Consider the following 26,387-nt stretch of genomic DNA (forward strand, 5'->3'; position numbering starts at 1 on the left):
TAAAATCTTACTCAGCGAACCGTTTTGGCTTTGCAAAGAAACGGAAATCGTCGTACTTCTGGCCGTAGATGTACGGCACATACGCATCACGGTTTGGCAATTCATCAAACCAGGGCACGGTCCAGGAAGAGGCGCCTTCGGCATAGAATGCTTCACCGACGGAAATCACCGGGATGGTGTCCAGAGGGTCCATGGTGGAGCCGGTCAGTTTGAGCGTGCCTTTACCCACGCGCGTTACGCGATAGGACTCTTCGGTCTTCATGCAGTTGAGAACGACGTCGTTCTGCAAGCCGATACCGGTAACGTGAGGTTGAGCCTTGATTTCAAAGTCGTAGTTGCTGGTATCGAGTGGCCCCAGGTCCGGGCCGAACTCAGCGCTGATCTCGATCAGGCGTACACCGTTGCGCTCGGTGTAGCCGTAGGCATCTTTACCGTCGAAGTACAATTGCGACGAGGCAAGTTTTTTACCCTCGCCCCACATCTCGCGCCCGATCGTGACCGGCATATCACCGCTGACGAAGAGGGTCAGCATGGTGGTGCCGGTGAATTCCTTGTAACGGCAATTCAGGTAGATAACGCCACAATCAAACTCGCCGCACAGGGCGCTCTGCCAGCGAGAGACATTGGCGATTGCAATCGGTTTTTCAGGGAGTTCGAAGCAAGGTGGGAGCACTGAGCGCAAGAATTCAAACGTGGTTTCGAATTCGATGGATACGGACTCTACTGTAAAGCGGCCCTTGGACAGCAAAGCCTGGATTTCTTTTACTTCTTCAGAAGTTTTAACAAAGCCCATGATTATTATCCTTGTGCAGTGGTCTGGTTATAGCGTCCGGGACTCTCGATCCAAGCCCGAACCCTGTAACTAGAGTTGCTCACTGACCAGCGCACCAACAATGGTGCGAACATAATAAATTGCAAAAATCAGCTGTATGATCGTATAGGTTTCAAAGTTGGCACGGACGCGTCCGTGTCATTTGTTACGAACAGCGATACATCCGCTCGATGACAGCGCAGGATTTATTATTCAGGGCTTGGAATTATAACAAGTACGCGACAGCCTACCCGCTGCCGGCATAAAAATATCTGCAAGACAAACACTCACTCATCTTGAATCAGTCACCTCCGAGGGCAACTTGCGGATATGGGGTTCTTTCTCTGTACTCGCGGCGCATGGATTTGAAATACCAGCGATATCCGCCGACTTGAGCGCAAACCATAATATGGCGACGTCATCCGTCGAATCCAAAGACCTGGCGGTAATCTCCTCGATCCTGCGCACTCGATAGACCAATGTTTGTTTATGTATATGCAGTTTGTTAGCTGTATTTATCCAGGATCGGTTGTTTTCCAGAAACGTACGCAGGGTATGCAACAGTTGGGCGCCTTGAACGGCGTCATAATCAGTCAACGGTCCCAGGACCCGGCGAAACGCCTCGGTTGCATCATGCAAGCTCTGTGGCAGCCAAGGAGAATTAACCCCAGTGTCCGAGTAGAAACTGAGCGGGCTATTCTCGGTGGCATGGGCCAGCGCCAGGCGTGCTTCGCGCAGCGCATTGGCACAATCGTCTACATGTTCAAGGAAATCGCTCACGCCCACTTTGATTAATAGATTGGACTGAAAATCGCGGACAGTTTCATCAGCCCAGAACAGCACAAAAACCTCCTCGCCCTGCACTCTTAATATGAGGTCGATGCCATGCCGCACCAGCGCCTCGTCAATCTCCTCGATCGACAGCACGCCCAAACGGGCGACTGCGAGCCTCAAGCGTGAAACATCCGCGCCACATGCTTCTAGCCGTTCTTCTACCTGCCGAGGCAACACACGCTTGTGCAGGAGGTCGTCGATCAGTTCGCTCCCTTGGCGCAACTTGGTTTCCCGATCGACCCTGAGTCGTTCGAGTTCAATGCCGATAACGGCGACGATGTGATGCAGCAGACCGTAGTCCAACGCTTGCGCACTGTGGGCAGCCAACAGGCAACCACGGTGAGAGGGCACGGACACCAGTACGGTCTCTCCGTCCGCCACCGCGCACCGCTGGACAATGGGTGTGCCGTGGGCGGCTCTCGGTCGTCGAAGTATGGCCTCGCGATGGAGCGCAGGAAGCTCAGCCAATCCGGCCATCCACGGGTTCAAGGAGCGTGGGTCGACCAGATGCAGCACCGCTCCTACGTCGGCCTCCAGGCGTTTGAGCAGCCCCGGCAGCCCCAAGCCCTGGATGCTGATGCGGGCGGTCTCATACACGTGGGTGATGGCGTTGCGCCGATTGTTCTCCAACTGCTTGTAGGCATTCACCACCGCCTTGGTAACGGCTGAAAACGGAACACCATACTCGGTCATCAACACCGGGAAATCCAACGCCTTGGCCGCCGCGAACAGTTCGTCAATATCCGCAGGCGCCTGCATGTTGTCACCAATCATCAGCCCTACGAGCCCACCGAGGTGCAGGCGCTCAACATACAACCGCTGTTCGCCTGGATCAGCCGGAATACCAATGCCGGTGGTCATCAGCAAATCCCCCTTCCCCAGCCATTCGGATGGGTCAGCGAGCTCGCAGACGTGTGCCCAGCTCACTGCTTCGTCACACCGCTGCGCACCGCATATGACACGGGTGCGCAGTTCTGGCGTCAGGATCAGATCGTTCAAGGTCAGGGGCATTGTCAGTACATAGAAGTGAGTGATAGGGCTGGCCCAGCGGGCCGGATCCGGTGAAAGTCTTCCAACGCAATAACCTTGCCATGAATAACAATGGCGCTGATAGGCGCATGGCCAGCGCCAATCGTGAGCCGCAACGGCTGGCCAGCTCTTCCTTGTTGAGTCAAATGTACCCAGATCATAGATCATTGGTGTGTAGAAAAGCACCAACATAGGTCGCATGACCTAATTTTAGGTTCATGACATGAATGTGCTTGCCTCACCCCGTGGGCGAGGTAGGCTAGCGGGGATAAATGGATAATTGGATAGGATCAGATATGCCCTCGCCTGCTGCCACCGAAGACCAAGAGATAGAGAGCCAGGTCAAATATGGTCGCACACAGAAAAGGTCGAGAAAGATCGAGGAAATAAATGATGCGGCAGCACAAGTGTTCATCCGTGACGGCTACGCGGAGTTTTCTGCTCGCAAGGTCGCGAAGGAAATGGGCATCAGCCTGAGCACCCTGCAGCATTACTGCGGGAATACCGAAAATCTTTGCTTGCAGATGATCAAGGCCAAACTTGAGTCTTTTGTGTTCCGCTTCCAGGAGATCTACACCGACAGCCATACGCCCTCCATGGAAAAGCTGGCCCTGGCGATTCGGGAAAATGTGGCGGCGACCCAGGATCATTACACGGGCAGGTTGTTTTTCCAGATGGGTGCACTGGCGACCCAGGATGAACGCATCAAGGAGGTCATGATCGAGCAGTATGAGTATTTTCTGACAGGCCTGAGATACCTCGTCCGCGAGATCAATCCCCAACTGAATCCGGAAGCTGTCGAAACCTACAGCGGGCTCATCGCAACGATGATTGAAGGTAACTTCTTTTACCAGTGGCAACCGAGCCTCACCCCTGAGATCCGGGCGCAGATGCTCGACACCTCGATAGCACTCTGGAGCAACACGCTGGTGAATCCACCTCGCCCGATGCTACTTACAGACGAGGTGTAGACGCCGGTTGTTATAGCTGCCCTTATCGACGGACATCCGGCCAGTCGTCGTACAGTCGCCCCATCAGATAGGGCGCGTAATCAACGCCATCCTTCGACAGATCCACCACCTGCTCGACAATGTAGGACGTCTCCCCGCCGAGATGGCCACCCTCTATAAAGTCTCCAACCGGCACCGTACCTACGCCGGTGTCGAATGGCGAGCCGATGAGCTCCAGTTGCGAGCGAGTGATCGGACGAAAGCGCTTGATCAATGTGGAATTCTTGAAGATCACCAGTTCGGGGTTGCGGATTGAGCGTGCATTCACTTCATAACCACAGCGCAGGTCGAAATAATACTCGGGCATTTCACGCATGCCGCCCTGTTCTTCACCCAAGGAAGCATTGAGCTGGATCAAGTCATGATTCTTCCTGCCGGCAATGCCATGAAAGTTTTCGCCGTCTTCGAAGTAATCAATGGTCCCCTGCTTTTTTGGCATCCCCCAGAACTCACGCCCGGTTACAATGTTCACTTCCTCTGTTTCGAGAACGGTCAAATAGTAACTACCTTCAACACCTTTATATTCGGCATTGACGCCAATAATGGCGGCACGGTCGCGTCCCATGCGATTCGGTACGCCATTCACCCACTCCATGAACGACAGGAACCCGACCGAGACTATCGGTTTCTCGCAAACACTCAGGCACGGAGGAAGCACGCTCCGCACGAACGCAGCGGTGGTGCAATAATTGACATAACTGTAACTGTGGTGAGTGCGGATATTATCGTAATAGCCCCGGTATTCATCCAACTGCTGTCGAGTCCAAACATAACTCATTACATTCCCCTTGTTTTTATCGTACGGTTTTTTATCGTACGGTGAGCCGTAATACAAATATCAGGCTGTTCCGAGAATGACCTGCATGCTGTACAAGCAGCAATTGTACGATCGAAAACAATGCCTATAGGCTTTTGTACGATACGACACGCACCGACGCCCTTCATAACTTCGAACAACCCGACTCGTGTAGGTCCGTACATGGGTCTGATTGAAAACAACATGAATCCATCGATACTGACGATTGCCATAAAAGAGCCTGCTTATGCCCCTCCACAATTTCTTTCCGAGACCTCACGATGACCTTCGATAGCTTTGACGCTGCCCTCTTTATCAACCCTGCCAACGGCGAACAGATCGGTCGTTACCCATGAGTCTGTCAGCGAAATGGAGGCGACCTTGGTTCGCATACAAGCTGGCTTTGAGAGATGGCGGGAGGTTGAGGTAGAAGTCAGGGCCGGAGTCTTGCTCAACCTCGCCTCGCAGCTTCGCACCCAGGCTGAAGGGATGGCTCAGCTGGCTGCGAACGAAATGGGCAAACCTGGCGTTCAGGGGCGTGCCGAGGTAGAAAAATGCGCCGCGTTATGTGAATGGTACGCCCAACATGGGCTACGAATGTAGAGCCTGAGCCTACGTTGGTTGAGGACGATAAAGCCTATGTCGCTTATCGACCGCTCGGGGCCGTCCTTGCGGTCATGCCCTGGAATTTTCCGTTCTGGCAGGTGATGAGGGGCGCGGTTCTTTCCGGCAACCCGTATGTCCTCAAGCATGCGCCCAACGTCATGGGCTGCGCTTACAAGCTTCAACAAGCCTGGCGGGATGCCGGGATACCCGACGGCGCTTTGAAATCATCAACGTTGTTCCATCAACGGTATCTAAGGCCATCGAAGATCCGCGCATCGCTACGGTGACTGTCACTGGCAGCGTCCGGACGGGTTCAGCCATTGCTGCACAAGCCGGCGCGTTGCTGAAAAAATGTGTCCTGGAACTGGGCGGGTCCGACCCGTTCGTGGTCCTGGCTGATGCGGATATTGATGAGGCCGTTAGCGCTGCCGTTGTCGGACGCTTTCAAAATAGCGGCCAGGTATGCATTGCCGCCAAACGCATCATCGTCGAACAAAGCATGGCTGAAGCATTTGAGAGCAAGTTCGTTGACGCGGTCACTGCACTCAAGCTCGGAGATCCACTTGAAAACAGCACTTACATTGGCCCAATGGCTCGTGCCGATCTGCTGGACGAGCTGGACGAGCAAGTCAAGGCAACCGTCGCCCAAGGCGCGGAGCTGCTGTTGGGTGGTAAAAAAAATAGAAGGGATCGGCAATTACTACGAGCCGACGATTCTGGCGGATGTCCGCCCCGGGATGACCTCGTTCGAGGAGGAACTGCTTGGTCCGGTCGCCTCGCTGATCGTTGCCAGGGACGCGATACAAGCACTGGAACTGGCAAACGACAGCGAGTTCGACCTGGCGGATAGTATCTGGACAGCTGATGTCGAAATGGCCAGGCGTTTTGCCGCACGCATGATTACGGGCGGCGTCTTTATCAATGGGTACGTCGCAACCGATCCGCGCGTCCCCATCGGCGGTATCAAGAAAAGCGGCTTCGGGCGGGGGCTCTCTCACTATGGACTCAGAGAGTTCTGTAACGCCCAAACGGTCTGGCTGACTTCAACCGTTACGCCGCGCCGCTCGAGCAGACGTATGGCTGGACGGTCAATCCAGAATTGATCCCGCACACCCTCGAAGTCTCTGTTACAGGGAATCGGAGACTCAGGAAGGGTACCGCGACCAGCCACACTGTATGCGGGCCGCAGCGGCTATAAATTCGAGACAACAGCATCCATCCCGGTTACATCATGACGCCCATGGTTGGGAATGATCTTGCTGAGCTGGAGCGTTTGGTAAAACCGCCCGCCATCGTTTTTTGGGCGAAGCCGTCGACATCGCCCATATAGCGTCTTTGCTGGCATCGGATGAGTCCAGGCTTGCCAGAGTTTTTGTTGACGGTGCATTCCTTGCACAGTAATCCTGCGTTCTGATGTAGTTGAAGAAGCCGACACCGGTTTCGGCGAGTTTTCGACGAAACCGGTTACTACCGGTGCCGGCATTTTAAGCGCTTTTTGAAAATGCCCAGGTACGGCGGTTATGATTTCTTCATCGCTAGACCAATCGCTTTCTGTGCCTGCTGAGGTGACAGGGTTCCATTTTTTGACAGCTTGTCCAACGAATTACTGGCCGTCATCAGGCTGGAGGTAAGCGTGGCAAGCTCGGACTGCAGTGACCCGACCTGAGCTTGCTTGGCTTCTGGGCTTAAGCTCTGGTTAGCCATGACTTCCTGCATTTCTTGCTGCTTTTCTTCAATCTTCTGCTTCAACTCACGGATCATCTTCAGAAGCTTTTGCGCCTGATCAGGTAGACCGCTTTCTTCAATATCCTGATTAGGATTAGAGCTTTTTTCATCTGAGGCCTTCCTAAGTCCCTCGCCGGACAGCGATACCTTGACACCTTCGACGGGTGTTGAAGTACCCGGAGCTGGGGGGGCTGCCTGCACGTCATCCGTGATTTTTCTTTCCGTGACCTGCGTCGGCGAATGACTGATAGCGGTGCTGAGTGTTCCTAGCGTAATCATATGCACTCCAAAAAATAGACAGACCGATGTATATCGGCTAGCGGATGAATTTCTTTAGTCTCCATAGACGCTCACCTGCTTAAAAAGGCCGCCCAAGAGGCGGCCAATGACGCCACATAGAGATACTGTTATCGCTTAACCGTCCAAGCATTAATGAGTTGCTCCAACTGCTCGTAATGATCAATCTCGAAAAAGGCGTTCACTGCCATCTGACCAGCCAAGCTAGCATCGTCCGCGGGGATGTCACTGCGATGGGTAGCCTCCATCAGCGACAACGCCGCCCTTGACCGGCTCTTAAACTATCTGTGGAGTTCAAGCAGTGTGAGCCCCCTTTGCAGGACAGATTGGATGCGAATCCCCTCCTATTTTCTTCAGATGCAACGAGCCTTGATCTAACCACAATTTCCCTATGTGCCATCAATATGCTTGACCCACTACTGATCGGCACCGTCATCGGCAGCGAGAATGATCGAGTGTATCACTAGGTAACATCTATAAAAATTTCCAAAAGCGCTGCTTCCGCTGTACACAAATTTTACATGCTTCTAAGTTAATCGCTTGAAAAAACGCACCAATGCAGTGCGAAATTTTATTGAAATAGGAAAAGGTGATGCCATTTCCAGCTGAAGCCTCGCCTTCTCATTTGAATTTTGGGTAACATCAGCGATCTCGGTATTTAAAATGACCGGAATTTCGTCGTGGATACGATATTTTCTAATTCCGGCCATCGAGTTGAGTGAGTGCATAACTCCTCCAGCGCTCCAACTATCAAAAGGACAAGACTTACAAAGCAAATACTGTACCAACCACCTCAGCTTTCCCTGCCGATGCGCAAAGGTCGATTAGGTATATAGACTTCAAATAAGTTTCTTTACACAGAGGCACTTTTATTCATAGAGATGCTTTGTCATCCGGACGCAGCAATAACTTAGCAACGACCATATCGAATCCCCCAAGCCCAAAATAGACCCGGCGGTAGTAGCTTGATGACTGGCCATGCTTGGACTACTGACTTATAGGCTAGCTCGCCTCCTAGGAGCATAACCATAGCCTTAAACTATAACCATTTTATCTAGTTTGCACTCACAAGCATGGCATCGATGTTTTCAAGACTTGCACAAGAAATTTAACTAGCACTGTGTAATTTTATTTTTCCTCAAATGCACCGATTACTTTTGCACCGTCGGCTTGATGAAAGTCACCAAAGGAAGAAATAAGAAATCTCAGAGACTCCTTTCGAACCCCAAGTTCAAGAAATTCTGCAACAACAAGCACTTCAATAAACAACCTATCGACCACCAATACTGAACCAGCGTTTATAGAGAAGTGTGTATTAGCAATTTTTCCACGAATTGAAGACGCCCTAGGAGAGCTGGGTTCCATCGCAAAAGAAGCAGGATAGAGTTGCTCCCCTAGAGTTCGCCAATGTGCTACGTAGCTATCGAAGGTATCCCAGACTCGCACGCAGTCGCGATTGCTATTGACCATAAAATCCGAATCTTGTGCTATATTTTGCGCGCTTAACATTTTGATCCCTCCTGCCTAAACAATAGTTCACTTCAACTGTAAGCTTTATCTACACCTAGCGTGAAAAACCAAGCTTTACAAGTCGAAACAATAGTCATATTGTACACTTTATTTTTTAGTCTAGTCATTCCCTTCGCGCTCAGCAATGAAAACTGACATGGTTTTGCCATGATTTTTCCGAGGCTTTGCCCCGCATACAACTGAAAGTAGACAAATGAAATTTGAGCTAGATAAATTCAATGGTGTGATCATCGACCCAACTTCGTTACCAACAACCACAGGGGAATTGAAAACCGACCTCGAGGATCTATTGGTGTATCTGAAGTTTCATGATAAATCCCTTTCTTGGATTTCCCTTCCTATCACCCTTGCCGAGAGCATCCCACTGTTTATCAAGGCTGGCTTTACATTCCACAGTTGTCTGCGTGAAGAATTAACTCTGGTTCGCCAACCATCAGTGAACGCGTTCATACCTTTCATCCCTACGCATACAATTGGGGCAGGCGCTATTGTTTTGAATGAGACGAACGAAATTCTTTTGATAAAAGAGCGAGGCACAACTGGCTTCAAGCTTCCGGGAGGATATGTAGAATTAGGAGAGCGAATTCAACATTCAATCCAACGAGAGGTATTTGAAGAGACCGGAATTGAATCAGTTTTCGAATCAATTGTCGGATTCACAACAAGGCACCCCCACCAGCTCGGTAAATCCAATTTGCACTTCATTTGTAGAATGAAAGCATTGACTCAAAAAATAAATATTTTGGATACCGCAGAGATTGAGGATGCTAAATGGATACCTTTGATTACATATATTTCGGAACCAAGCAACAGCCTCACAGATAGGCAAATGGTCGATGCAGTTGCTTACAGAGCTGGTCTAATAGCGACAGACTTCTCCGGAAATATAGAGCCCTATAAAAGAATGGAAATATTCATCCCAGCCTCAGAGCCAGACGGATACTGATCTTTCAGGCGAGCTAATTAGATTATCGACGGATGGCTCATTTTTTAGTTTGATAGAAGGACCAGCTCTGCTGCCTCGCGAAAATTGAACGACGATAGACGCCTGAAACATAATTCAAACAACCTAATCAATAATTACGCGATATTTATTTTCTTTATTTTCCAGATGTTGAGCTAGCCAGTAGATCAAGCATCCTACAAAAGCCATTGCAGCACCCACATAACCTGTCGATGTCCAGCCCCAGCCGGCATTAATCGCAAGCCCACCCAACCATGGACCAAGCGCATTAGCGAGGTTCAACGCAGCGTGATTGGAAGCTGCTACAAGGGACTGGCCACGTTTACTGACATCCATTAGTCGCATTTGTAATGCTGGCGCCAATGCAACCATACATCCAAGTAACACTGTAGCAAAAGAAATCCCGAGTAATGTCTGTGACAAAACTGGGAATGCGAATAAAGCAACAGAACTGAACAGCATTATAAACTTTACAGCTGAAAATTTTACCCGATCGTAAAGCCACCCGCCTGCAAGATTTCCAATCATTGTACCTACACCGAACAGTACAAGCATAGGTGCAATCCAGTAATCCGCCAATTTAGTCACATTCAAAACAATTGGGGCAAGATAACTATAAACTCCGAACATTCCACAAAAGCCGAATGCGCCGATAGCAAGAGCCAGCCATATTTGTAGATAAGTGAAAGCCCCCAACTCATCCTTAACGTTAAGGCGACGTTCATTCTCGACCTCAGGCGCATTGCGATAGAGAAGAATCAAACTCATCAGGCTAAATATAGTGATACCAGCAAAAACAGAGCGCCAGCCGCAAAGTTGACCAAGGTAAGTTGCACCTGGCGCCCCAATCAAAATCGCCGCCGTTACCCCCAGTAGAATCCTGCTAACCGCCTTGCCTCGCTTATTGAAGGGCGCCATAGATGCCGCAACCATTGCGGCGACACCAAAATAGGCTGCATGGGGAAACCCGGCCAGGAACCTAGATAACAAAAGTGCTTCGTAATTTGGGGCCAGCAAGCTTAGAGCATTCGCACAAGTATACAATCCGAGCAAAAAAAGAATAAGCTTTCTTTTTTTTAAATAAACGCCCACTAAAACCATCACAGGTGCACCGACTACAACACCAATCGCATATGCGCTGATTAGATGAGCGACACTCGTTTCTGGCTTCTGAAATGCGGCCGACAGATTCGAGATAAGTCCCATCATTGCAAACTCACCGGTGCAGAAGGAGAACACACCTACGATCAAGGCGAACTCAACGAGGAAACGCTTATCTCGAAAAAAAACCAAAGTAATGCCCTCATGATGAGCAAAAAAACACTCAGCACGATTTTCATACTGAGTGTAAAGCACGCGTTGTTCGGTCAAGGAGTTTTGAATCTTTTCTGTTCATCCACAGCCATCGTCTCCTACCTGGCCTGCGCGGGAGAAACACGCATATTGCTACCCTCCTCACGCGCCGATTGGAGGAAGATATAGTTACCCTCAGCACAACTAGCACAGATAGCTTGTTGCTCTGCCGAAGGGTCTCGATCCATCTCGATGGCGCTGTAGGATCGATTGCACACATGGCACTCGATGTGTGCAAGCCACACATCGACAACTTCGTCACGCGGGTCGGAGGATCGCGCAATCACTTCTCCGGCGACGCACTTGACGATCACCCAGTAGCTAAGCGCAGCCAAGCCCGAGATCAGGATTGACGCGATTTCCACGTACCAGCTGCCTTTGGTTCCACCTTCGACGACCGCGATGCCTACGACCGTTGAAATGATCATCGCCCAGGCGCCGGGCATGATGGCTTTTACCCTGCCCGGCCGAAACTCCAGCCCATGCTCAGCGTCCCGGTTCAACGCATAGTGAGTCATCAGGATCGCCACCCAGGACGTCACCGCAACGCCCTGCCATGCCAACGCCTTGAGCAGATAGCTGAACACGTTGGTGAGCATCAACAGATACACGCAGCAGCCTACGAACAGCACCCACACCCAGCGTGGCCAAGAGATACGCAAGCCTCGCGCGGCAAACCCGGCGAAGTTCAGCGACGCCACATAGTAGTTGGCCGTATTGATGCGTGTCTGGCTGATCAGAATGAAGATCAGCCCGAGCAAACCGGCTGCATTCAAAATGGCTTCGGCCACGCCGCGCTCGCTAGCCTGCAGGCCCGGAAAGACCGTATTCATGATGAAGACGCCTGCCAATCCGTTAACCACAAACAGCGCAAAGTAGAACACCGGACCAAAGGTGATCAGACTATGAAACCTTGCATCTGCCGGCTTGCCGAACCGTGAGAATTCGGCAGTGACCATCATGTTAACGCAGATGCCCATGTACACGATGAACGCCCACATCCATCCGGGAACCGCCGGATCAGTTGAAGCCGGGATGGACAGGAACGAAGTGGTGAAGCCATATTTGCTGCCGGCCATGAAAACGACCAGCACCAGGCCAATGATATACAGCGGCAACAGTGCACCGTTGAGCTTATCGAGCCACACCTGGACGCTGCCCATTACCAAGGGCAACGCATACAGCACCACCAGCAGATACCACCAGCGCATGTCGCTGTGCGGAGCAAAGTACTGCTGGAACGCGACGGCGATGATCGATCCCTCGAACACGGCGTAATAGGTCGCCGTCACCGCAAATAGCAGCGACGAAATGGTTGCCCCGGCGCCGCCGAAGATGCCTCGCGACAGCAACGCGACGGTCAATCCGTTTTTGATCGAACGCTGTGCAATCACATAGTTGATGCCGCCGTAGAACAACGCTGAGAGCGCGATACCGATCATCGCATTCTGGCTGCCCACGGACTGGGCGACGGCCACGCTGATGTACAAGTAGAACATCGCGCTGAGCACTGACCAAGAGGCCATCGCCAGGCTCCAGCGATTCGTTCTCGCTGACAGGGGTACCACATGCCTCGAGTAATCTTCCACTGATTGTTCAGCCAGCACTCGCGGGTCATCTGCATACGTGACTTTAAGTCTACTCAGTTCCGACATAACGGTTCTCTTTCTATACGCAATACCGGGCACACAGATAACAACGCCCGAGAACAGGCCCGGGCGTTGCAGGTCATATCCTTCGCATCACTTCACACTGGCAAAAAATGCAAGCAGTTCATTAACCAGACCGACAGGTTGCTCCTCTGGAATGTAATGACCGCTCTTGACCATGGTGCCCGAGACGTTGTCGGCTACTTTCTTCAACTCACTGACCAGATCAGGCATAGACCCCTGGTCTGCGCGAACCGCCAGGACCGGCATCTTCAGTGGTGTTTTAGCAAACTCACGATTCTGTTCAGCCGACTGCGTTATCGCCCGGTAGTACGCCAGGCCGCCCTTCCACCCGTTGAGACGGAACCCGCGCAGGTACTCGGCAAAATCCTCCTCGGTGAAGATCTGAGGATTGGCCGCCTTGCGTTGCAAGTACCACTCCAGGTAGATGTGCTCGCGACCTTCGAGCAACGCTTCCGGCAAGTCTGGAATGTTGTGGAACGCGACGTGCCATGTCCGCCACGCGACCTCGGACGTCCATGGCAGATTGTCTGGCAAGCTGATACCGGGAATGCCCGTGTCCAGAATAGCCAGCCCCGTGACGTTATCGCCATACTGCGCACAGTACGGGTAACCGACCCAGGCACCGATGTCGTGAACCACCAAGGAGTGCTTCTCAACACCGACCTGGGTCAGGAACTTCTTCAGCAAGCGCGACACATGACCTGTATCGCAATGCGATGGGCGATCCGAATCGCCCTGCCCCGGAAGATCCGGCGCTATCACATGGTAGTGCTTTCCCAGCAGGGGAAGCACTTTACGCCATGCATACCAACTCTGCGGAAATCCGCACACCAGCACCATGACCTCACCGTCCGGTATACCGCCGCTCACATAGTGAATACGCGAGCCGTCCACCGTTTCAAAACCGCGCTCGAACCCTTCAACACCACTGTCCGGCCATTCACGTGCACTAAACATTTTGTCCGTTACCTTTGCACAGAAAGAAAGATTGAGTTCATGGCTCTACAGCCTCGTCTTTAGAAGGGATCGCGCGCAGCGGCCAGCCAGCCACCGTCCATTACGTATTCGCTGCCATGGACAAAGTCTGCTTCATCGCCGCCAAGGAATGCAGCCAGCTTGGCGATTTCGCTAGGCTGACACCAACGTTGGGCAGGAAACTTCTTGATGGCCGCTTCCATATCTGGCGAGCTTGCAGTAACGGGGTCGGCCAGGGCCAGCGGCGTTGCCGTCGCGCCAGGGCAGATAGTGTTGACACGAATACCGCGCGCGCCGTATTCGAACGTCAACTGACGGGTCAGGCCGATAACGCCGTGCTTGGAAGCGGTATAGGCAGTGCCGCCGCCTGCGGCGCTGAAGCCGGAGGTCGACGAAGTGTTGATGATTGCACCTTTACCTTGCTTAAGCATTTGCGGGATAACGGCTCGGGCCATCAGGAAGGGGCCGGTCAGGTTGACGGCAATGACCTTGTCCCACTCTTCCAGGCTGACTTCATGGGCTGTGGCATGACCATCCAGGATGCCCGCGTTGTTGCACAGCAGGTCGATACGGCCCCAACGCTGGATAACGGCGTCAATGGCCGATTGGACACTTTTGGGGTTACTGACATCGACAGCGAGGGCTAGGGCGAGATCCGGTTGAGCGAGTTCGGAAACCGTTTCCTCCGCACGCTTGGGGTTGATATCCAACACCGCCACATTAGCGCCGCGAGCGGTAAACTCATGCACCATCGCGCGGCCCATGCCCGAGCCGCCTCCCGTTACTACCACTACGCGACCGTTATAATTATTCACGTCATCGACCTCGCCAAATCAGTATTGCCGGACAACGAACCGTGCTTCAGGCCAACGCCCCGTGAAAGCGGTTCGTAAAAAGAGGTTAGGTACTCAACAACAGGAACCGGTATCAAGCCCATGCCTTGGGCTCGATATTCCCCTGCCCCCCTGATAGGGTCAAATCCTCATTTATGATTGTCATCGATAGGTGTTGCTTATCAGTTAAAACCTGACGGCTGAGCGCCCGGGGCAACGAACAACGCTTGACGTTTCGACATGGGAGTCCCTTGGTCGCGCCTTCTGGCTGGTTCAAGTTGCAACTTTGGGCTCGATCATACGAACCGAAGAAGCATCGGGGCCATGTCGATAAACCTGCGGTTCCAGGGAGACCGGCAAGCCTGTCAAAGCTGAACGGTCGATGGCCAACAGAACCCTGAGATCCGCCAGCCCCTCTTGGCCATCATCAACAGGTCGGGCTCCATCGGCTATGCATTTGGAAAAGTAGGCGATTTGCCCTGCAAAATGATCGTAGTGGGCAAAGTCAGTTCGTTGCGGCCCCGTGGAATTCTCGATCGTCATGGACATTGGCGTCTCGAAGCGAAACCCCGGCTGCATGTTCAGAACACCTTCAGTCCCCACCACTTGGTAGGTGTCGGACGGATATGCGGCGAAACTGCAAAAAAATTGCGCGAGGCGCTGACCAGGAAAACGCAACGTCACGGCGATCGAGTCCGATATGTCCCTAAAGCGCGGGTCGTTATCATTCCTGCAACTGGCAGCGAACACTTCCACGGGCTCCGCAGCAAAAACGTGACGTGCCGCGTTGATGCAATAGATACCGATGTCTTGGAGCGGCCCCCCCCAGTGCTCCGGATTCAGGCGGTGATTATCCGCATCGGATTGGAACGTAAAGGTTGCGCCGAAGAATCGAGGATCACCAATAGCCCCAGAACGGATCGATTGCAGAGCCTCAATGGTACCGACGTCGTGATGCAGGCGGTAACTGGTCATCAACAAGGCACCACGGTGTTGCGCCACAGCGATCATGGCCTCAGCGTCGGCCTGTGAGGTGGCAATGGGCTTTTCAACCATCACATGTTTGCCGTGCTCTAAAGCCTTGAGGGCGAAGACGGCGTGAAGCGAATTCGGTACTGCTATGTACACCGCGTCAATCAGGTCACTGCTGACCAGTTCGTCATAGTCTTCGTAGGAGACAACTCGCTCGACGCCGTACCGCGCCGCAATCGCGCCTGCCTTCTCGATTGTTCCGCTCACAAGGGCGGTGACGACGGAGTTACCCGTCAGAAGCACCGCCGGTAAAAATGCTTGTCGAGAAATCCAACCCAGCCCTACCACGGCATATCTGATCATCAACTGCCTCCTCATTACTCACGGTTGAGTATTGGAATAATCGCGCGGTAAACCTTGGGCCGAGCAACCACTTCTATGCATAGAACGATGGGCACGAGAGCAAAGTCAGTTGGATCTCTCCAGTCTCCTTGCCTTCAATGATTTGTTCGGCCACTGCGGTAGTGACGTAACCGTCCCAGGCGCTTGCACCTTCGTAGGCTTGCCTTGTCTGGATCGTTTTTATCCACGACTTTGTCTGGGCCTTATAGGCCTCCATAAAGCGTGGCACCCAGTAAGTGGGATAGGCCAAGACTTGCTGCCCGGCTCTATGAATTACGGTCGATGGCATAGCAGGCAGGGACGCAACGCCGTTCTCGCCGACAATCTCGGAATGAACGTAATAGCCATATTGGCAGTTCATGTTGATTTCGTTCGTGATGACAGTGCCGCTTCGGGTGGTCATTTCGATAACCAGTGGATCGCCCTTCTGCAACGAGGTGACCCTTACCGTCGCAAGGTCCGTATCCAACAGCCAGCGCACCACGTCGATCTCATGGACGAAAGCGTTACTGATGGACATCGATCCCGTCATCCATTCCGGCGCCACCAGGTTGCGGTGAACATTGTGGACGATCAGCGGTTTGCCGATTTCACCGCTGTCGAAGCTCTGCTTGAGCAATCTGTAGGCTGGGTCGAACCTGCGCATATAGCCCACCTGCACCAGGCGTCGCCCCTTCGACATTTCCAATTCCACTATCGCGAGGGCTTGCGCGGCGGTGATCGCCAACGGCTTTTCGCAAAGCACAGGTTTCTCTGCCGCCATGCAGGCCATGACCAAGTCTGCATGGGTTGAGTCAGGCGAGGCGATCACTACTGCGTCAATCTCTCGAGAGTGAATCATTTCCAAGGGGTCGGAATAGACTTGCGCTCCGCAGCCTGCTATCGCTGCTTTTCGCGGATCCGCATCACACACGCCCGCGAGCCGAGCCCCCGGAGTATCCTCCCGCAGGATCCTCGCGTGTTCGCTACCCATGACTCCCGTACCCACCAATCCAACTGCGATACTCATTGTTTAGTCTCCTGGGAAACGAATGCGCTTTGTCAGATGTAAAAATGGGTGTGAACCTCACACCCATTTGTAGGACTAGCTATCAGGAGGCAGGTTGCTCGATTTGCTCCCAATTGCCACTTTCACCCGAGTTCAGGATCGCTTCGGCGATGCGCTCGATCTGCAAGCCGTCGTCGAAGTTGGGTGAAGCGGGCGCATTCTCAGCAATGGCCTTGAGGAAGTTGTACCACTCGATGGATTTCACATCGATGTAGCCTTGCCCCATACCGGCTACCGGCCACAGCTTGTCACCGAATGGTTGGTGCGGCCCCGAGTAAATAGTACGGAAGCCGAAGGTGTCAGCCGGGTCATCTGCGAAAGCCACGCGCAGTTCGTTCAAACGCTGGTAATCGAAAGCGATCGAGCCCTTGGTGCCGTGGATCTCAAAGCCCAGTTGGTTGTGATGCCCCCAGGCATTGCGAGTTACTTCGATAGTGCCATAGACGCCATTGGTGAAATGGATCATGGTCAGCGCGGCGTCATCGACATCCACCTGCCCCTTCTCCGATGAGGCCTGGCCAGCTGGTCCGAAAAATCGACCGGCAGGCAACGGACGCTCGGGAATGAATGTCTTCACGATGGAGTTTACGGAAGCGAATTCCCCCACCAGCAGGCGCGCCGCGTCGATCACGTGAGTGCCGATATCACCCAGTGTTCCAGAACCTGCTTTGGCCTTGTTGAAGCGCCACGACAAAGGCGTCGACGGATCTGCCCCCCAGTCCTGGAGGTAATAACCGCGAAAGCTCAGGATCTTGCCGATGCGACCTTCGTCGATCAGCTTCTTGGCCATCTGGATGGCGGGCGTATGACGATAATTGTAGGAAACCATGGTTACCACGCCGGTCTTCTGCGCGGCCTCCTGCATCTTTTCGGCATCGGCGACGGTCATGGCCATAGGTTTCTCGCACATGACGTGCTTGCCGGCCAGTGCGGCCGCAATGGCGATTTCAGCGTGAGTGTCGTTAGGGGTACAGATATCGACGATATCGACATCGGGACGATTGATCACATCGCGCCAATCGGTGGTGTACTCGGCAAAGCCATACTGCTTCGCAGCATCGCGGGCCAGTTCTTCATCGATGTCGACGATGACTTTGCGCTCGATTTCAACAGGGGCACCGAACAGGATCGGCACAACAGCGGTTGCGATCGAGTGCGCCTTGCCCATGAAGCCCGTACCGATTAATGCAACATTGTATTTTTTCACGATCAGCACTCCCTCCAGCCTGTATTGGCCGTTAATCAACAGTTGTTATCTATTTACTACCCAAAACCTGAACGGCAAGCTGCAGCGCAAACCCCACATGACGGGCTATCTCGATTACGGGAGAGCAATGTCCGCCAGGAGCTGACCGATGGACACCATGGTGCCCGCTGTCACCTTCTGCGTAATCACGCCATCGCTGGCGGCGACGACCCGCGTTTCCATCTTCATGGCTTCAATCAATGCAATCCCGTCACCCTTTTTGACGGCCTCACCGTCGCTCACCAGCCACTGCTGCAATGTGCCTGGAATCGGCGCGGTGACCGCGCCTTCGCTGTTGACGGCAGGCGAAACACTCGATGAAGAAGGCGCCGCCACTCCGTTGAACAATGACGACGGAATGCCCAGCTCGTGGCGCTTACCGTCGATCTCGATGAAGCATCGGTGCAAGCCCGCGTCCACCGCCTCGATGCGAGGACTGAGCGGTACGCCGTTGAATTCGGTTTCGATCCAATTGGTGTAGACGCCGAACAGCGCTTCACCGTTGAAACAGGGCTCTTCCAGCACTGCACGGTGAAATGGCAATACCGACGCCACCCCCTCAATGGTGAACTCCTTCAGCGCACGACGTGCGCGAGTGATCGCCTGCTCACGGGTAGCACCCGTGACGATCAGCTTCGCCATCATCGAGTCGTAAAGACCGGGAATGACAGAGCCCGACTCCACCCCCGAGTCGACGCGTACGCCGGGGCCCGATGGAACACGAAACACATTGATTCGCCCCGGCGTCGGCAAGAATCCCCTTCCTGGATCTTCAGCGTTGATACGAAACTCAAGTGCATGTCCACGCAGTTCCGGCGCCTGGCGGATCGACAAGGGTAAACCGTCTGCAATGCGCAGTTGCTCGACAACGATGTCCACGCCGGTGGTTTCTTCCGTGACTGGGTGTTCGACCTGCAGTCGGGTGTTCACTTCCAGGAAGGAAAGAGTGCCGTTCCGCGACAGCAAAAATTCGACGGTGCCGGCCCCCGTGTAGCCGGCATGGGCACAGATCGCTTGGGCCGCTTCATGGATCCGACGGTTCTGGTCGGCTGTTATGAACGGGGCGGGTGCCTCTTCCACCAGTTTCTGGTTACGGCGTTGTAATGAGCAATCGCGGGTTCCCAGCACCACGGTGTTGCCATGCTGGTCAGCGATGACCTGTGCTTCGATATGCCGCGGACGTTCAAGAAACTGCTCGGCGTAGCATTCGCCGCGACCGAATGCCTCGATGGCTTCGCGCACCGCCGAAGTGAACAGGTCACCCACCTCCTCCAGCTTATGGGCGACTTTCATTCCGCGCCCTCCGCCACCAAACGCAGCCTTGATTGCCAGCGGCAAACCCGACTCCTTCGCGAAAGCTACGGCCTCCGCAGCATTCGCCAATGGCCCTGGCGTCCCTTTGACCAAGGGTGCGCCGACAGCCTGGGCAATGCGTCGGGCCTCCACCTTGTCACCCAGCGCCATGATCACCGAAGGGGAAGGCCCGACCCAGATCAGTCCCGCATCGATAACGGCCTGGGCAAACTCGGCGCGCTCAGATAAAAAACCGTACCCCGGGTGAACAGCATCGGCACCGGCACGCCTGGCGACGGCGATGATCTTGGCAATGTCGAGATAAGTGTCAGCAGGCTTGCCCGGACCGAGACCATAGGCCTCTTCCGCCAGCTGGACGTGCAGGGACTCAGCATCCGCATCAGAGTAGATGGCCACCGATGCAACGCCATAATCGCGTGCGGCACGCATGATGCGAATGGCAATTTCACCGCGGTTGGCGATCAATAACTTTTTCATTGTTCTGGGTCCTTAGCAAAAACCTGGTGGTCCACTATTGCGTTGAAGCGGATCTTGCAGCCGATGGGTATCTGCGCAGCCAGACTCAGGTGGTGAGCGGCGACCACGGCGATGACTGGATAACCACCTGTCAACGGGTGATCCGCAAGGAACAACACCGGCTGGCCGCTCGCCGGCACCTGGATCGATCCGACACATGTCCCTTCAGAAGGCAGTTCGTCCTGACGAGCACGAACAAGTGCCTGCTCGCCCAGCAGCCGTACACCCACGCGGCTAGATTCGGCAGTGACGGCCCATGGCTGGTTAAAGAAAATCGAAAGGGATTGCGGGGTAAACCAATCCGTACGCGGCCCCATCACCACGTCGATGGTTACAAGGTCGCCCCCGCGCGGCAGCGCAGGGCCGGCCAGCGAATAAGGATAAATTGAGGCAATGGCCTTGTCGGCGGGAACCAGCGCATCGCCCACCCCGATCGGTGCAGGCCCGAGCTTTGCCAATGTGTCAGTGGATGCCGAACCCAACACGCGCTCGACATCGAATCCGCCCCGTATGGTCAGGTAGCTGCGCACGCCCGAAATCGGTGCACCCAACGTCAGGGTGTCACCGGCATCGAGCGCGAATGCAGTACCTATAGGCACGTCAAGGGTATGCCCTCGCTCCGTTTCGATACGGATGGAAACATCAGCCCCAGTTACGGCGCAGGTCGCGGATTCATCTGCTTGTAGCGTAAGCCCGCCATAGGTGATTTCGACAGCCGCCTCACCCGATTGATTGCCCACCAGCTCATTGACAGCACGCAGCGCAGCGAGATCGGCGGCCCCCGACCGAGAGACACCCTGGTTGCTGCACCCCTGGCGCCCTGTATCTTGATACAAAGCAGGTCGGTCGCTGGAAATGACACGCAAACCGCTGGCACCTGTGGCGTGTTGCCTGGAGAATGGCAGTGTCGACGGCACGGCAGTCACGCTGTCTCGCTTGTCGATTTCTCGAAAACGCACACGATCGCCCGGGGCAAGCAGCGCAGCCCGTTCGCGAGTCAAGTCCCACATCGTTGAAGGCGTTGTGCCCAGCAGTTGCCAACCACCAGGACTGTCTGTGGGATAAACACCGCAGAACGCTCCTGCCATGGCGACCGAGCCGGCGGGGATTCGCACTCGCGGAGTCTCTCGGCGCGGCACATTCAATTGCGGATCGTCGCAGGTCATGTAGGCAAAGCCTGGCGCAAATCCAGTGAACGCCACAGTAAACGTTGCCGCACTATGGCGACGGATAAGCTGATCAACCGAGCAGCCCAGGTAAGCAGCCACAAAACCGAGGTCTTCGCCGTCGTAGACAATGGGGATCTCGATCAACTGTCCTACGGATTGGGCGCCACAACTCGGCGTCAAACCAGCAATTTTTCCGACTAACTCGTCATGGCTTACCATCAGGGCGTCGAAATGAACAAGTAATGTCCTGGCGCCCGGGATGGTCTCCTCTATTCCGTCAAATGCAGCAGTAGTAATGGCTTCAAACCAGGCTACGGTGGCGTTCAGGTCCGGCAGTTCAATTAACAGCCCGTTGTCCCCAGCGCGTCGGAACTGCAAGACATTACTCACGGTGACCTCCGCTCGCTGCGCCGATAAAACTGACAATCTGCACGCCATTGGCGATCAACGCTTCTCTCAAAGCACGGGCCGTGACGACAGACGTCGCGTTGTCCCCATGTACGCAGATCGAGTCGGCCTCAATGGTGACGTCCAACCCGTCGATCGATTCGATGACGCCTTCGCTAACCAGCCGCAGCATGCGCCGTGCGATAAGTTCAGGATCGTGAATCACGGCACCTGCAAGGCGCCGATTCACCAACGAACCGTCTGCGTTGTAGGCCCTGTCGGCAAAGGCCTCGCAAACCACGCGAAGCCCTGCTTCGCGCGCCTGTTGAACAATCGGCGCGCCCGCCAAAGCAAGCAGGGTGAGACCGGAATCGATCGCTTTGATCGCCTCGATCACATCCGCCGCCTGCCGTGTATCGTTGGCGATCGTGTTATACAGCGCGCCATGGGGTTTTACGTAATGGATTGAAGTCCCCGCGGCTTTGGCTAAACCTTGAAGCGCCCCAATCTGATAGATCACATCCCCAATCAGCTCGGCACTTGAAGGCTCCATGGCCCGGCGACCGAAGCCGACAAGATCACGGTAGCCCACGTGAGCGCCGATAACCACGCCTCGATCAACTGCTTTGTGGATCACAGACAAAATTCCTGCGGGATCACCGGCGTGGAATCCACAGGCGATGTTGGCACTGGAGACCAGATCCAGCATTGCCGCGTCATCCCCCATCGGCCATGGGCCGAAGCTTTCACCGAGGTCGCTGTTGAGGTCGATACTCGCCATATTGTTTTTGTCTCAACGTTAGCCACAAAGCGCGGGAATCAATCGCTACAACTTATGAAACGCGCGTGAATTTGGTCAGGGTGGAGTTCTTGATCAGATGACCGTACTTTTCGCCAAAGGCCTTCGAGAACTCGCTGCTCGAATGCAGCTGCAAAGCCGCCTCATCGTCCCAGATCTCGTAAAACAGGAACTCCCCAGCATCGTCATTGGAAACATGCAGGTCATATTGCACAAACCCCTGTTCGGTTTTGGCGACGGGCACCAACGTTTGCAGCGCAGCCTTGAGTTCTACTGCCTTGCCCGGTTGGGCGGTAACCGTTGCAACCACCACCAATTTATTGCTCATGCGTCACCTCATAGATTGTTTGAGTAGCTATCGACTTCAACCTACTCGAATCGAAACCTTGGTTTTGATCGAGTTGGCAATGAAACATCCCTTGTGGGCGCGGTGATGCAGCCGCTCAAGCGCCTGCGCATCAGGGCGCTTTTCCGAGCTGAACACCACTTGTGGATTGAGGGTAATCTCCGATATCCAGAAACCGCCTTCATCACGCTTGCTAACCGTGCCCGCTGCATTGTCGGTGTAGGCGCCGACCTCATAACCCTGCCCCTCTGCGAGGGCCAGGAAATACAACATGTGGCAGCTGGCAAGCGCGCTGACCAGAAGCTGCTCGGGATCGGCTTTTTCGGCCGAGCCCAAATAATCCACCGCCGCCGACGCCGGGATCGTTACCTCGGGACTCACGCGCACCACCAGGTCGCGAGTGTAGGTTTGCGGTGTGGTCGGATGCGCCGCAGCGCGCCATTCCAGTTTTACGACATGCTCGGACATACAGCCTCCTTTGGTTCTCAACGGCTATGGATCTGGCCGCTTGGTATCAGGCCACAGATAATTGGTTGGCGTCGGCGGGCAGGTCTGTCACCAACATGTAGCCGGGCTCGTGGGTGATGGCGATGTCCACGTTGGCCTGTTGAATAGCCATCTGCGGCGTTACGCCGCACGCCCAAAATCCAAGAATGTCACCGTCTTGAATGACCGGGACATCACCAAAATCGGGTTTGTAGACGTCAGTGATGCCTATTTCGGAGGGATCGCCGATATGCACCGGGGCACCATGGGCGAGCGGGAAGCGCGCTGATAGCACGATCGCCTGGACCAGGTCGCTCGGGCTGAAGGCACGCATGGACACGACCATGTTTCCCTTGAACGGCCCATTCTGTACCGTTGGCAAATTCGTCTTGTACATCGGCACGTTGCGTTTGGCGGTGATGTGCCTGATCTCGATGCCGGCATTCAGGATTGCGTTTTCAAACGAGAAGGAGCAGCCGAGCGCGAAGATAACGAGGTCGTCTCGCCAGATCTCCAGGAGGTTGTCTACCGTGTCGACATGCACACCCTGGCGGTACACTCGATAACGCGCCACATCCGTCCTGATGTCGATATCGCCCGCCAATGGCAAGGACGGATCGCCTGGACTGCCCATGGCCACCAGTGGGCAGCTTTTTTGATTTTTTTCGCAAAAGCCCTTGAAATCCGCTGCATATTGCGCCGGCAGGATCATCAGATTTGCCTGCATGAACCCGTCAGCGTACCCGCTGGTTGGGGCGCGCAGTTCTCCATTACGGATCATCTGCCGCACTTGCTGCGCAGACCTCGCTTGCATCGCTTTAATCGGTTCCATCGACAGTCACCTGCTCGGCAGTATCAAGTTACGCACATTTATTGTTCTTGGATCGCCGAAACGATCGCGCTGGCAATCGCCTCATCCGCCTCGACCGGCCCGCCGGATACACCAACGCCGCCAATGACCGAGTGACCTTCAAAGACGGGCAAGCCGCCTCCAAACACCACGAACGGGCGAGCACAGGAGCGCTCGAGTCCGTATAACGCAGCACCGGGCTGAACGGCTTCCATCCATGCGGCAGTGGAGCGCCGGAATGCAGCGGCGGTGTAGGCCTTATTGTGGGCAATTTCGATGGTGCCGAAGGCGGCATCATCCACGCGCACAGAAGCGATCAGGTGACCACCGTCGTCGACGATGGAGAGCGTGGAGCGCTGGTTGAGTTCTTTCGCTTTGCGTACGCCGGCAGCCAACCCGAGAAGCGCTATCTCATGTGAAATTCTGTTAGCCATGAAGACCTACCTCACATCAGTTGTAAGCACCGCCACACACATTGATAGCCTGTGCAGTGACATAAGAGGACTCGTCGGACGCCAGATACACGAACAGCGGTGCGACTTCATCCGGCGTCGCCTGGCGACCCAATGGGATATTCGCCTGGACGACCGATTCCTGCTTACCCTTGCCGCCCATGAAATCAATGATCGGTTGATTGAACGGGGTATCGATCCATCCCGGACATACCGCGTTGACCCGCACCCCATCCTTGGCTAGTTCAATGGCAAGCGAGTTGGTCAGGCCGATGGTGGCAGCCTTCGATGCGGAGTAACAACTCAGGCCTGGGCCGCCGCGTTTACCCGCCAACGACGACATGAGAACGACCGACGACTTCCTGGCTTCACGTAAATAAGGCAGGGACTCCTTTATGAATAAGAAGTTGGCTCGCACATTGATGGAAAAAACTTTATCCCAAGCCTCAACGGCAAAGTCTTCGACGTTACCGGAGAGCTGAATACCGGCATTCAGGCACAAGGTGTTAATTCCACCCAGCCAACTTGCGGCGTTCTTTACAACTTCATGGATTTCGTCTTCCCGAGCCAAGTCAGCACGGAAAAACCTGACCGCCCCCAGATAACGATCTTGCACTTCCAAGCCGCGCTTCTCGTCAATATCAACGACTGCAACAGTGGCACCTTCAGCGACAAAAGAGTCGAGAATTGCCAACCCGATATTGGCGACTCCGCCTGTCAAAAGGACGTACTTATCCGTCAATCGATTGGCCATTTTATTTGCCTATACGAAAGTTATATTTCAAAAGCTCCTGAGGGCGTCCGTTGTTGGCAAGACGCCCAATCAGAGGTGAGCGTTATTTTGCTTTTGCGATGTTTTCCAGCACCAGACGGTTGACCTCTGTGGTCGACTCCATTTGCGGCATATGGCCAACGTCCGGCAGCGTGGTCAACGTGGCGTTCTGCGGAACTTCTGAGGACGTAGGCACAGGCACGACCTGATCGCGCTCGCCCCAGATCAGTTGCACCGGGCCGTGGAACTCACGCAACGTCGCACCAATCGATTGCACCTGCCCCTGCTCGTTGGCGATCAAGTCCTTGATGGCCTCAAGGGCCTGTGGGACACCTTCCAATCGCTTGAACTGCAATGTTGCCTCGACCATGTCGTTGCTGATTTTCGACGGATCGGCGAACAGTCGCTCCAACACTTCTTTCAGCGGACGGCGGCGTTCGGCTGCAACGAAATCATCGAGGAACGACTTGTTCATGCTCGCGCTCAAGCCCACAGGCGCCAACAGGCTGATCGACGCTACGGCGTGCCCCTTGCGTAGGGCAAGGGCAGCAGCCACAGCGCCTCCAAAGGAATGCGCAACAAGGTGCAGCTTGCCTTTGGCTAGGCTATCGATCGCCTTCTCGACCGCGTCAACCAAGGCATCCAGCACGTTCCCCTGACTGATGGGGGTAGATGCGCCATGTCCTGGAAGATCCAACACCACCACGCGATAATCGTTGGCAAACGCATCCTGGTTGAACATCCAGGTGGACAAATCCCCTCCAAAACCATGCAGCAAAACAACGGTACTGTCACTTTCCGGGCCGATAGCCAACGCGTTGACGACCTTGCCATCACCGACGTCGATTTTTCTGGACACCACGGCACCGGACTCTTCACCATCTTCCTGCTTGTTCGCGCTGGCAAATTGAGCAATGAACGCGTCGATTTCCTCGTCAGAAACACTGTCATCTGCAACGACAGCCACCAGCGCACCAACTGCAGCGGTATCCCCTTCGGGTACCACGATCCTGCGCACGATGCCGCTGACCGGAGACTCCACCGCGTTGGCCGTTTTGGTCGACTCGACTTCCATGATTTCCTGGCCACGCTCGATCCGATCACCGACCGCCACCAGCCATTCGGCCAACAGCCCCTCGGTCATGGTCATTCCCCACTTGGGAATGGTGATTGCTTCGATAGACATACACCC

Annotated in this window: 23 protein-coding genes and 1 pseudogene; 3 read left to right on the forward strand and 21 right to left on the reverse strand. The window is 54.4% G+C overall.

The features are described from left to right. Nucleotides 1-7 precede the first annotated feature (7 nt). Together AD666_RS24235 and AD666_RS24240 are read right to left on the reverse strand one after the other, a co-directional pair. A complete protein-coding gene (locus AD666_RS24235) occupies nt 8-793 on the reverse strand; it encodes an acetoacetate decarboxylase family protein (protein WP_053157987.1) in 786 nt (261 codons plus the stop codon). Between the two features lie 309 nt (nt 794-1,102). After that, on the reverse strand, nt 1,103-2,644 hold the full coding sequence (locus tag AD666_RS24240; protein WP_256222807.1) for a PucR family transcriptional regulator ligand-binding domain-containing protein: 1,542 nt from the start codon (nt 2,642-2,644) through the stop codon (nt 1,103-1,105). 326 nt (nt 2,645-2,970) lie between these two features. On the opposite strand from AD666_RS24240, the gene AD666_RS24245 reads away from it, so the two are divergent. Next, complete coding sequence (locus AD666_RS24245) at nt 2,971-3,645, forward strand: TetR/AcrR family transcriptional regulator (RefSeq protein ID WP_053157990.1); 675 nt, start codon at nt 2,971-2,973, stop codon at nt 3,643-3,645. A gap of 22 nt (nt 3,646-3,667) precedes the next feature. On the opposite strand, the gene AD666_RS24250 is transcribed toward AD666_RS24245, so the two are convergent. After that, nucleotides 3,668-4,462, reverse strand: a complete 795-nt coding sequence (locus AD666_RS24250) for an acetoacetate decarboxylase family protein (protein ID WP_082339942.1) — start codon at nt 4,460-4,462, stop codon at nt 3,668-3,670. A gap of 299 nt (nt 4,463-4,761) precedes the next feature. Between AD666_RS24250 and AD666_RS24255 the strand changes: the two are divergent. Continuing rightward, nucleotides 4,762-6,189 (forward strand): annotated as a pseudogene (locus tag AD666_RS24255) (aldehyde dehydrogenase family protein). A gap of 415 nt (nt 6,190-6,604) precedes the next feature. Here the strand turns inward: AD666_RS24255 and AD666_RS24260 are convergent. Further along, a complete protein-coding gene (locus tag AD666_RS24260; protein WP_256222812.1) occupies nt 6,605-7,090 on the reverse strand; it encodes a coiled-coil domain-containing protein 60 in 486 nt (161 codons plus the stop codon). A gap of 1,146 nt (nt 7,091-8,236) precedes the next feature. After that, complete coding sequence (locus AD666_RS26540; protein WP_156315989.1) at nt 8,237-8,617, reverse strand: hypothetical protein; 381 nt, start codon at nt 8,615-8,617, stop codon at nt 8,237-8,239. Nucleotides 8,618-8,831: 214 nt separating this feature from the next. Here AD666_RS26540 and AD666_RS24265 point away from each other — a divergent pair, with 214 nt between their 5' ends. Continuing rightward, the gene (locus AD666_RS24265) at nt 8,832-9,584 is read left to right on the forward strand and encodes an NUDIX domain-containing protein (RefSeq protein WP_053157996.1); all 753 of its coding nucleotides are present in this window, start codon (nt 8,832-8,834) and stop codon (nt 9,582-9,584) included. A gap of 123 nt (nt 9,585-9,707) precedes the next feature. Here the strand turns inward: AD666_RS24265 and AD666_RS24270 are convergent, their stop codons facing one another. The 16 genes from AD666_RS24270 to AD666_RS24345 all read right to left on the reverse strand — a co-directional run bounded on the left by AD666_RS24270 (nt 9,708) and on the right by AD666_RS24345 (nt 26,381). Further along, nucleotides 9,708-10,973 carry an MFS transporter gene (locus AD666_RS24270; protein ID WP_256222814.1) on the reverse strand — a complete coding sequence of 422 codons (1,266 nt, stop codon included), beginning with the start codon at nt 10,971-10,973 and terminating at the stop codon, nt 9,708-9,710. Nucleotides 10,974-11,014: 41 nt separating this feature from the next. Continuing rightward, nucleotides 11,015-12,481 carry a cytosine permease gene (locus tag AD666_RS24275; protein ID WP_053157999.1) on the reverse strand — a complete coding sequence of 489 codons (1,467 nt, stop codon included), beginning with the start codon at nt 12,479-12,481 and terminating at the stop codon, nt 11,015-11,017. Between the two features lie 216 nt (nt 12,482-12,697). Further along, the gene (locus AD666_RS24280; RefSeq protein ID WP_053158001.1) at nt 12,698-13,585 is read right to left on the reverse strand and encodes an alpha/beta fold hydrolase; all 888 of its coding nucleotides are present in this window, start codon (nt 13,583-13,585) and stop codon (nt 12,698-12,700) included. Between the two features lie 59 nt (nt 13,586-13,644). Next, nucleotides 13,645-14,418, reverse strand: coding sequence for an SDR family NAD(P)-dependent oxidoreductase (locus AD666_RS24285; protein ID WP_053158004.1), 774 nt, complete (start codon nt 14,416-14,418; stop codon nt 13,645-13,647). 291 nt (nt 14,419-14,709) lie between these two features. After that, complete coding sequence (locus AD666_RS24290; protein WP_053158007.1) at nt 14,710-15,771, reverse strand: Gfo/Idh/MocA family protein; 1,062 nt, start codon at nt 15,769-15,771, stop codon at nt 14,710-14,712. 73 nt (nt 15,772-15,844) lie between these two features. Then, nucleotides 15,845-16,819 carry a Gfo/Idh/MocA family protein gene (locus tag AD666_RS24295; RefSeq protein ID WP_053158011.1) on the reverse strand — a complete coding sequence of 325 codons (975 nt, stop codon included), beginning with the start codon at nt 16,817-16,819 and terminating at the stop codon, nt 15,845-15,847. Nucleotides 16,820-16,901: 82 nt separating this feature from the next. Then, the gene (locus AD666_RS24300; protein ID WP_218186711.1) at nt 16,902-18,074 is read right to left on the reverse strand and encodes a Gfo/Idh/MocA family protein; all 1,173 of its coding nucleotides are present in this window, start codon (nt 18,072-18,074) and stop codon (nt 16,902-16,904) included. A 105-nt stretch (nt 18,075-18,179) separates the two neighbouring features. After that, nucleotides 18,180-19,895 (reverse strand): biotin carboxylase N-terminal domain-containing protein, encoded by a 1,716-nt coding sequence (locus tag AD666_RS24305; protein ID WP_053158014.1) that lies wholly within the window; start codon nt 19,893-19,895, stop codon nt 18,180-18,182. Further along, nucleotides 19,892-21,493, reverse strand: coding sequence for an urea amidolyase family protein (locus tag AD666_RS24310; RefSeq protein ID WP_053158017.1), 1,602 nt, complete (start codon nt 21,491-21,493; stop codon nt 19,892-19,894). Before AD666_RS24310 ends, AD666_RS24305 begins: the two co-directional genes overlap by 4 nt. Next, complete coding sequence (locus tag AD666_RS24315; RefSeq protein WP_053158020.1) at nt 21,486-22,271, reverse strand: LamB/YcsF family protein; 786 nt, start codon at nt 22,269-22,271, stop codon at nt 21,486-21,488. Before AD666_RS24315 ends, AD666_RS24310 begins: the two co-directional genes overlap by 8 nt. Before the next feature lie 52 nt (nt 22,272-22,323). Next, nucleotides 22,324-22,617 carry a putative quinol monooxygenase gene (locus AD666_RS24320; RefSeq protein ID WP_053158024.1) on the reverse strand — a complete coding sequence of 98 codons (294 nt, stop codon included), beginning with the start codon at nt 22,615-22,617 and terminating at the stop codon, nt 22,324-22,326. A gap of 36 nt (nt 22,618-22,653) precedes the next feature. Next, complete coding sequence (locus AD666_RS24325; RefSeq protein WP_053158027.1) at nt 22,654-23,103, reverse strand: OsmC family protein; 450 nt, start codon at nt 23,101-23,103, stop codon at nt 22,654-22,656. A gap of 46 nt (nt 23,104-23,149) precedes the next feature. Then, a complete protein-coding gene (locus AD666_RS24330) occupies nt 23,150-23,953 on the reverse strand; it encodes a putative hydro-lyase (RefSeq protein ID WP_218186713.1) in 804 nt (267 codons plus the stop codon). Nucleotides 23,954-23,991: 38 nt separating this feature from the next. After that, nucleotides 23,992-24,405 (reverse strand): heme-binding protein, encoded by a 414-nt coding sequence (locus tag AD666_RS24335; protein ID WP_053158029.1) that lies wholly within the window; start codon nt 24,403-24,405, stop codon nt 23,992-23,994. 16 nt (nt 24,406-24,421) lie between these two features. After that, nucleotides 24,422-25,177, reverse strand: coding sequence for an SDR family NAD(P)-dependent oxidoreductase (locus AD666_RS24340; RefSeq protein ID WP_053158032.1), 756 nt, complete (start codon nt 25,175-25,177; stop codon nt 24,422-24,424). A gap of 82 nt (nt 25,178-25,259) precedes the next feature. Next, nucleotides 25,260-26,381 carry an acetoin dehydrogenase dihydrolipoyllysine-residue acetyltransferase subunit gene (locus AD666_RS24345; protein ID WP_053158035.1) on the reverse strand — a complete coding sequence of 374 codons (1,122 nt, stop codon included), beginning with the start codon at nt 26,379-26,381 and terminating at the stop codon, nt 25,260-25,262. Nucleotides 26,382-26,387 lie beyond the last annotated feature (6 nt).

The organism is Pseudomonas sp. Pf153 (genome assembly GCF_001269775.1).
Classification (GTDB): domain Bacteria; phylum Pseudomonadota; class Gammaproteobacteria; order Pseudomonadales; family Pseudomonadaceae; genus Aquipseudomonas; species Aquipseudomonas uvaldensis.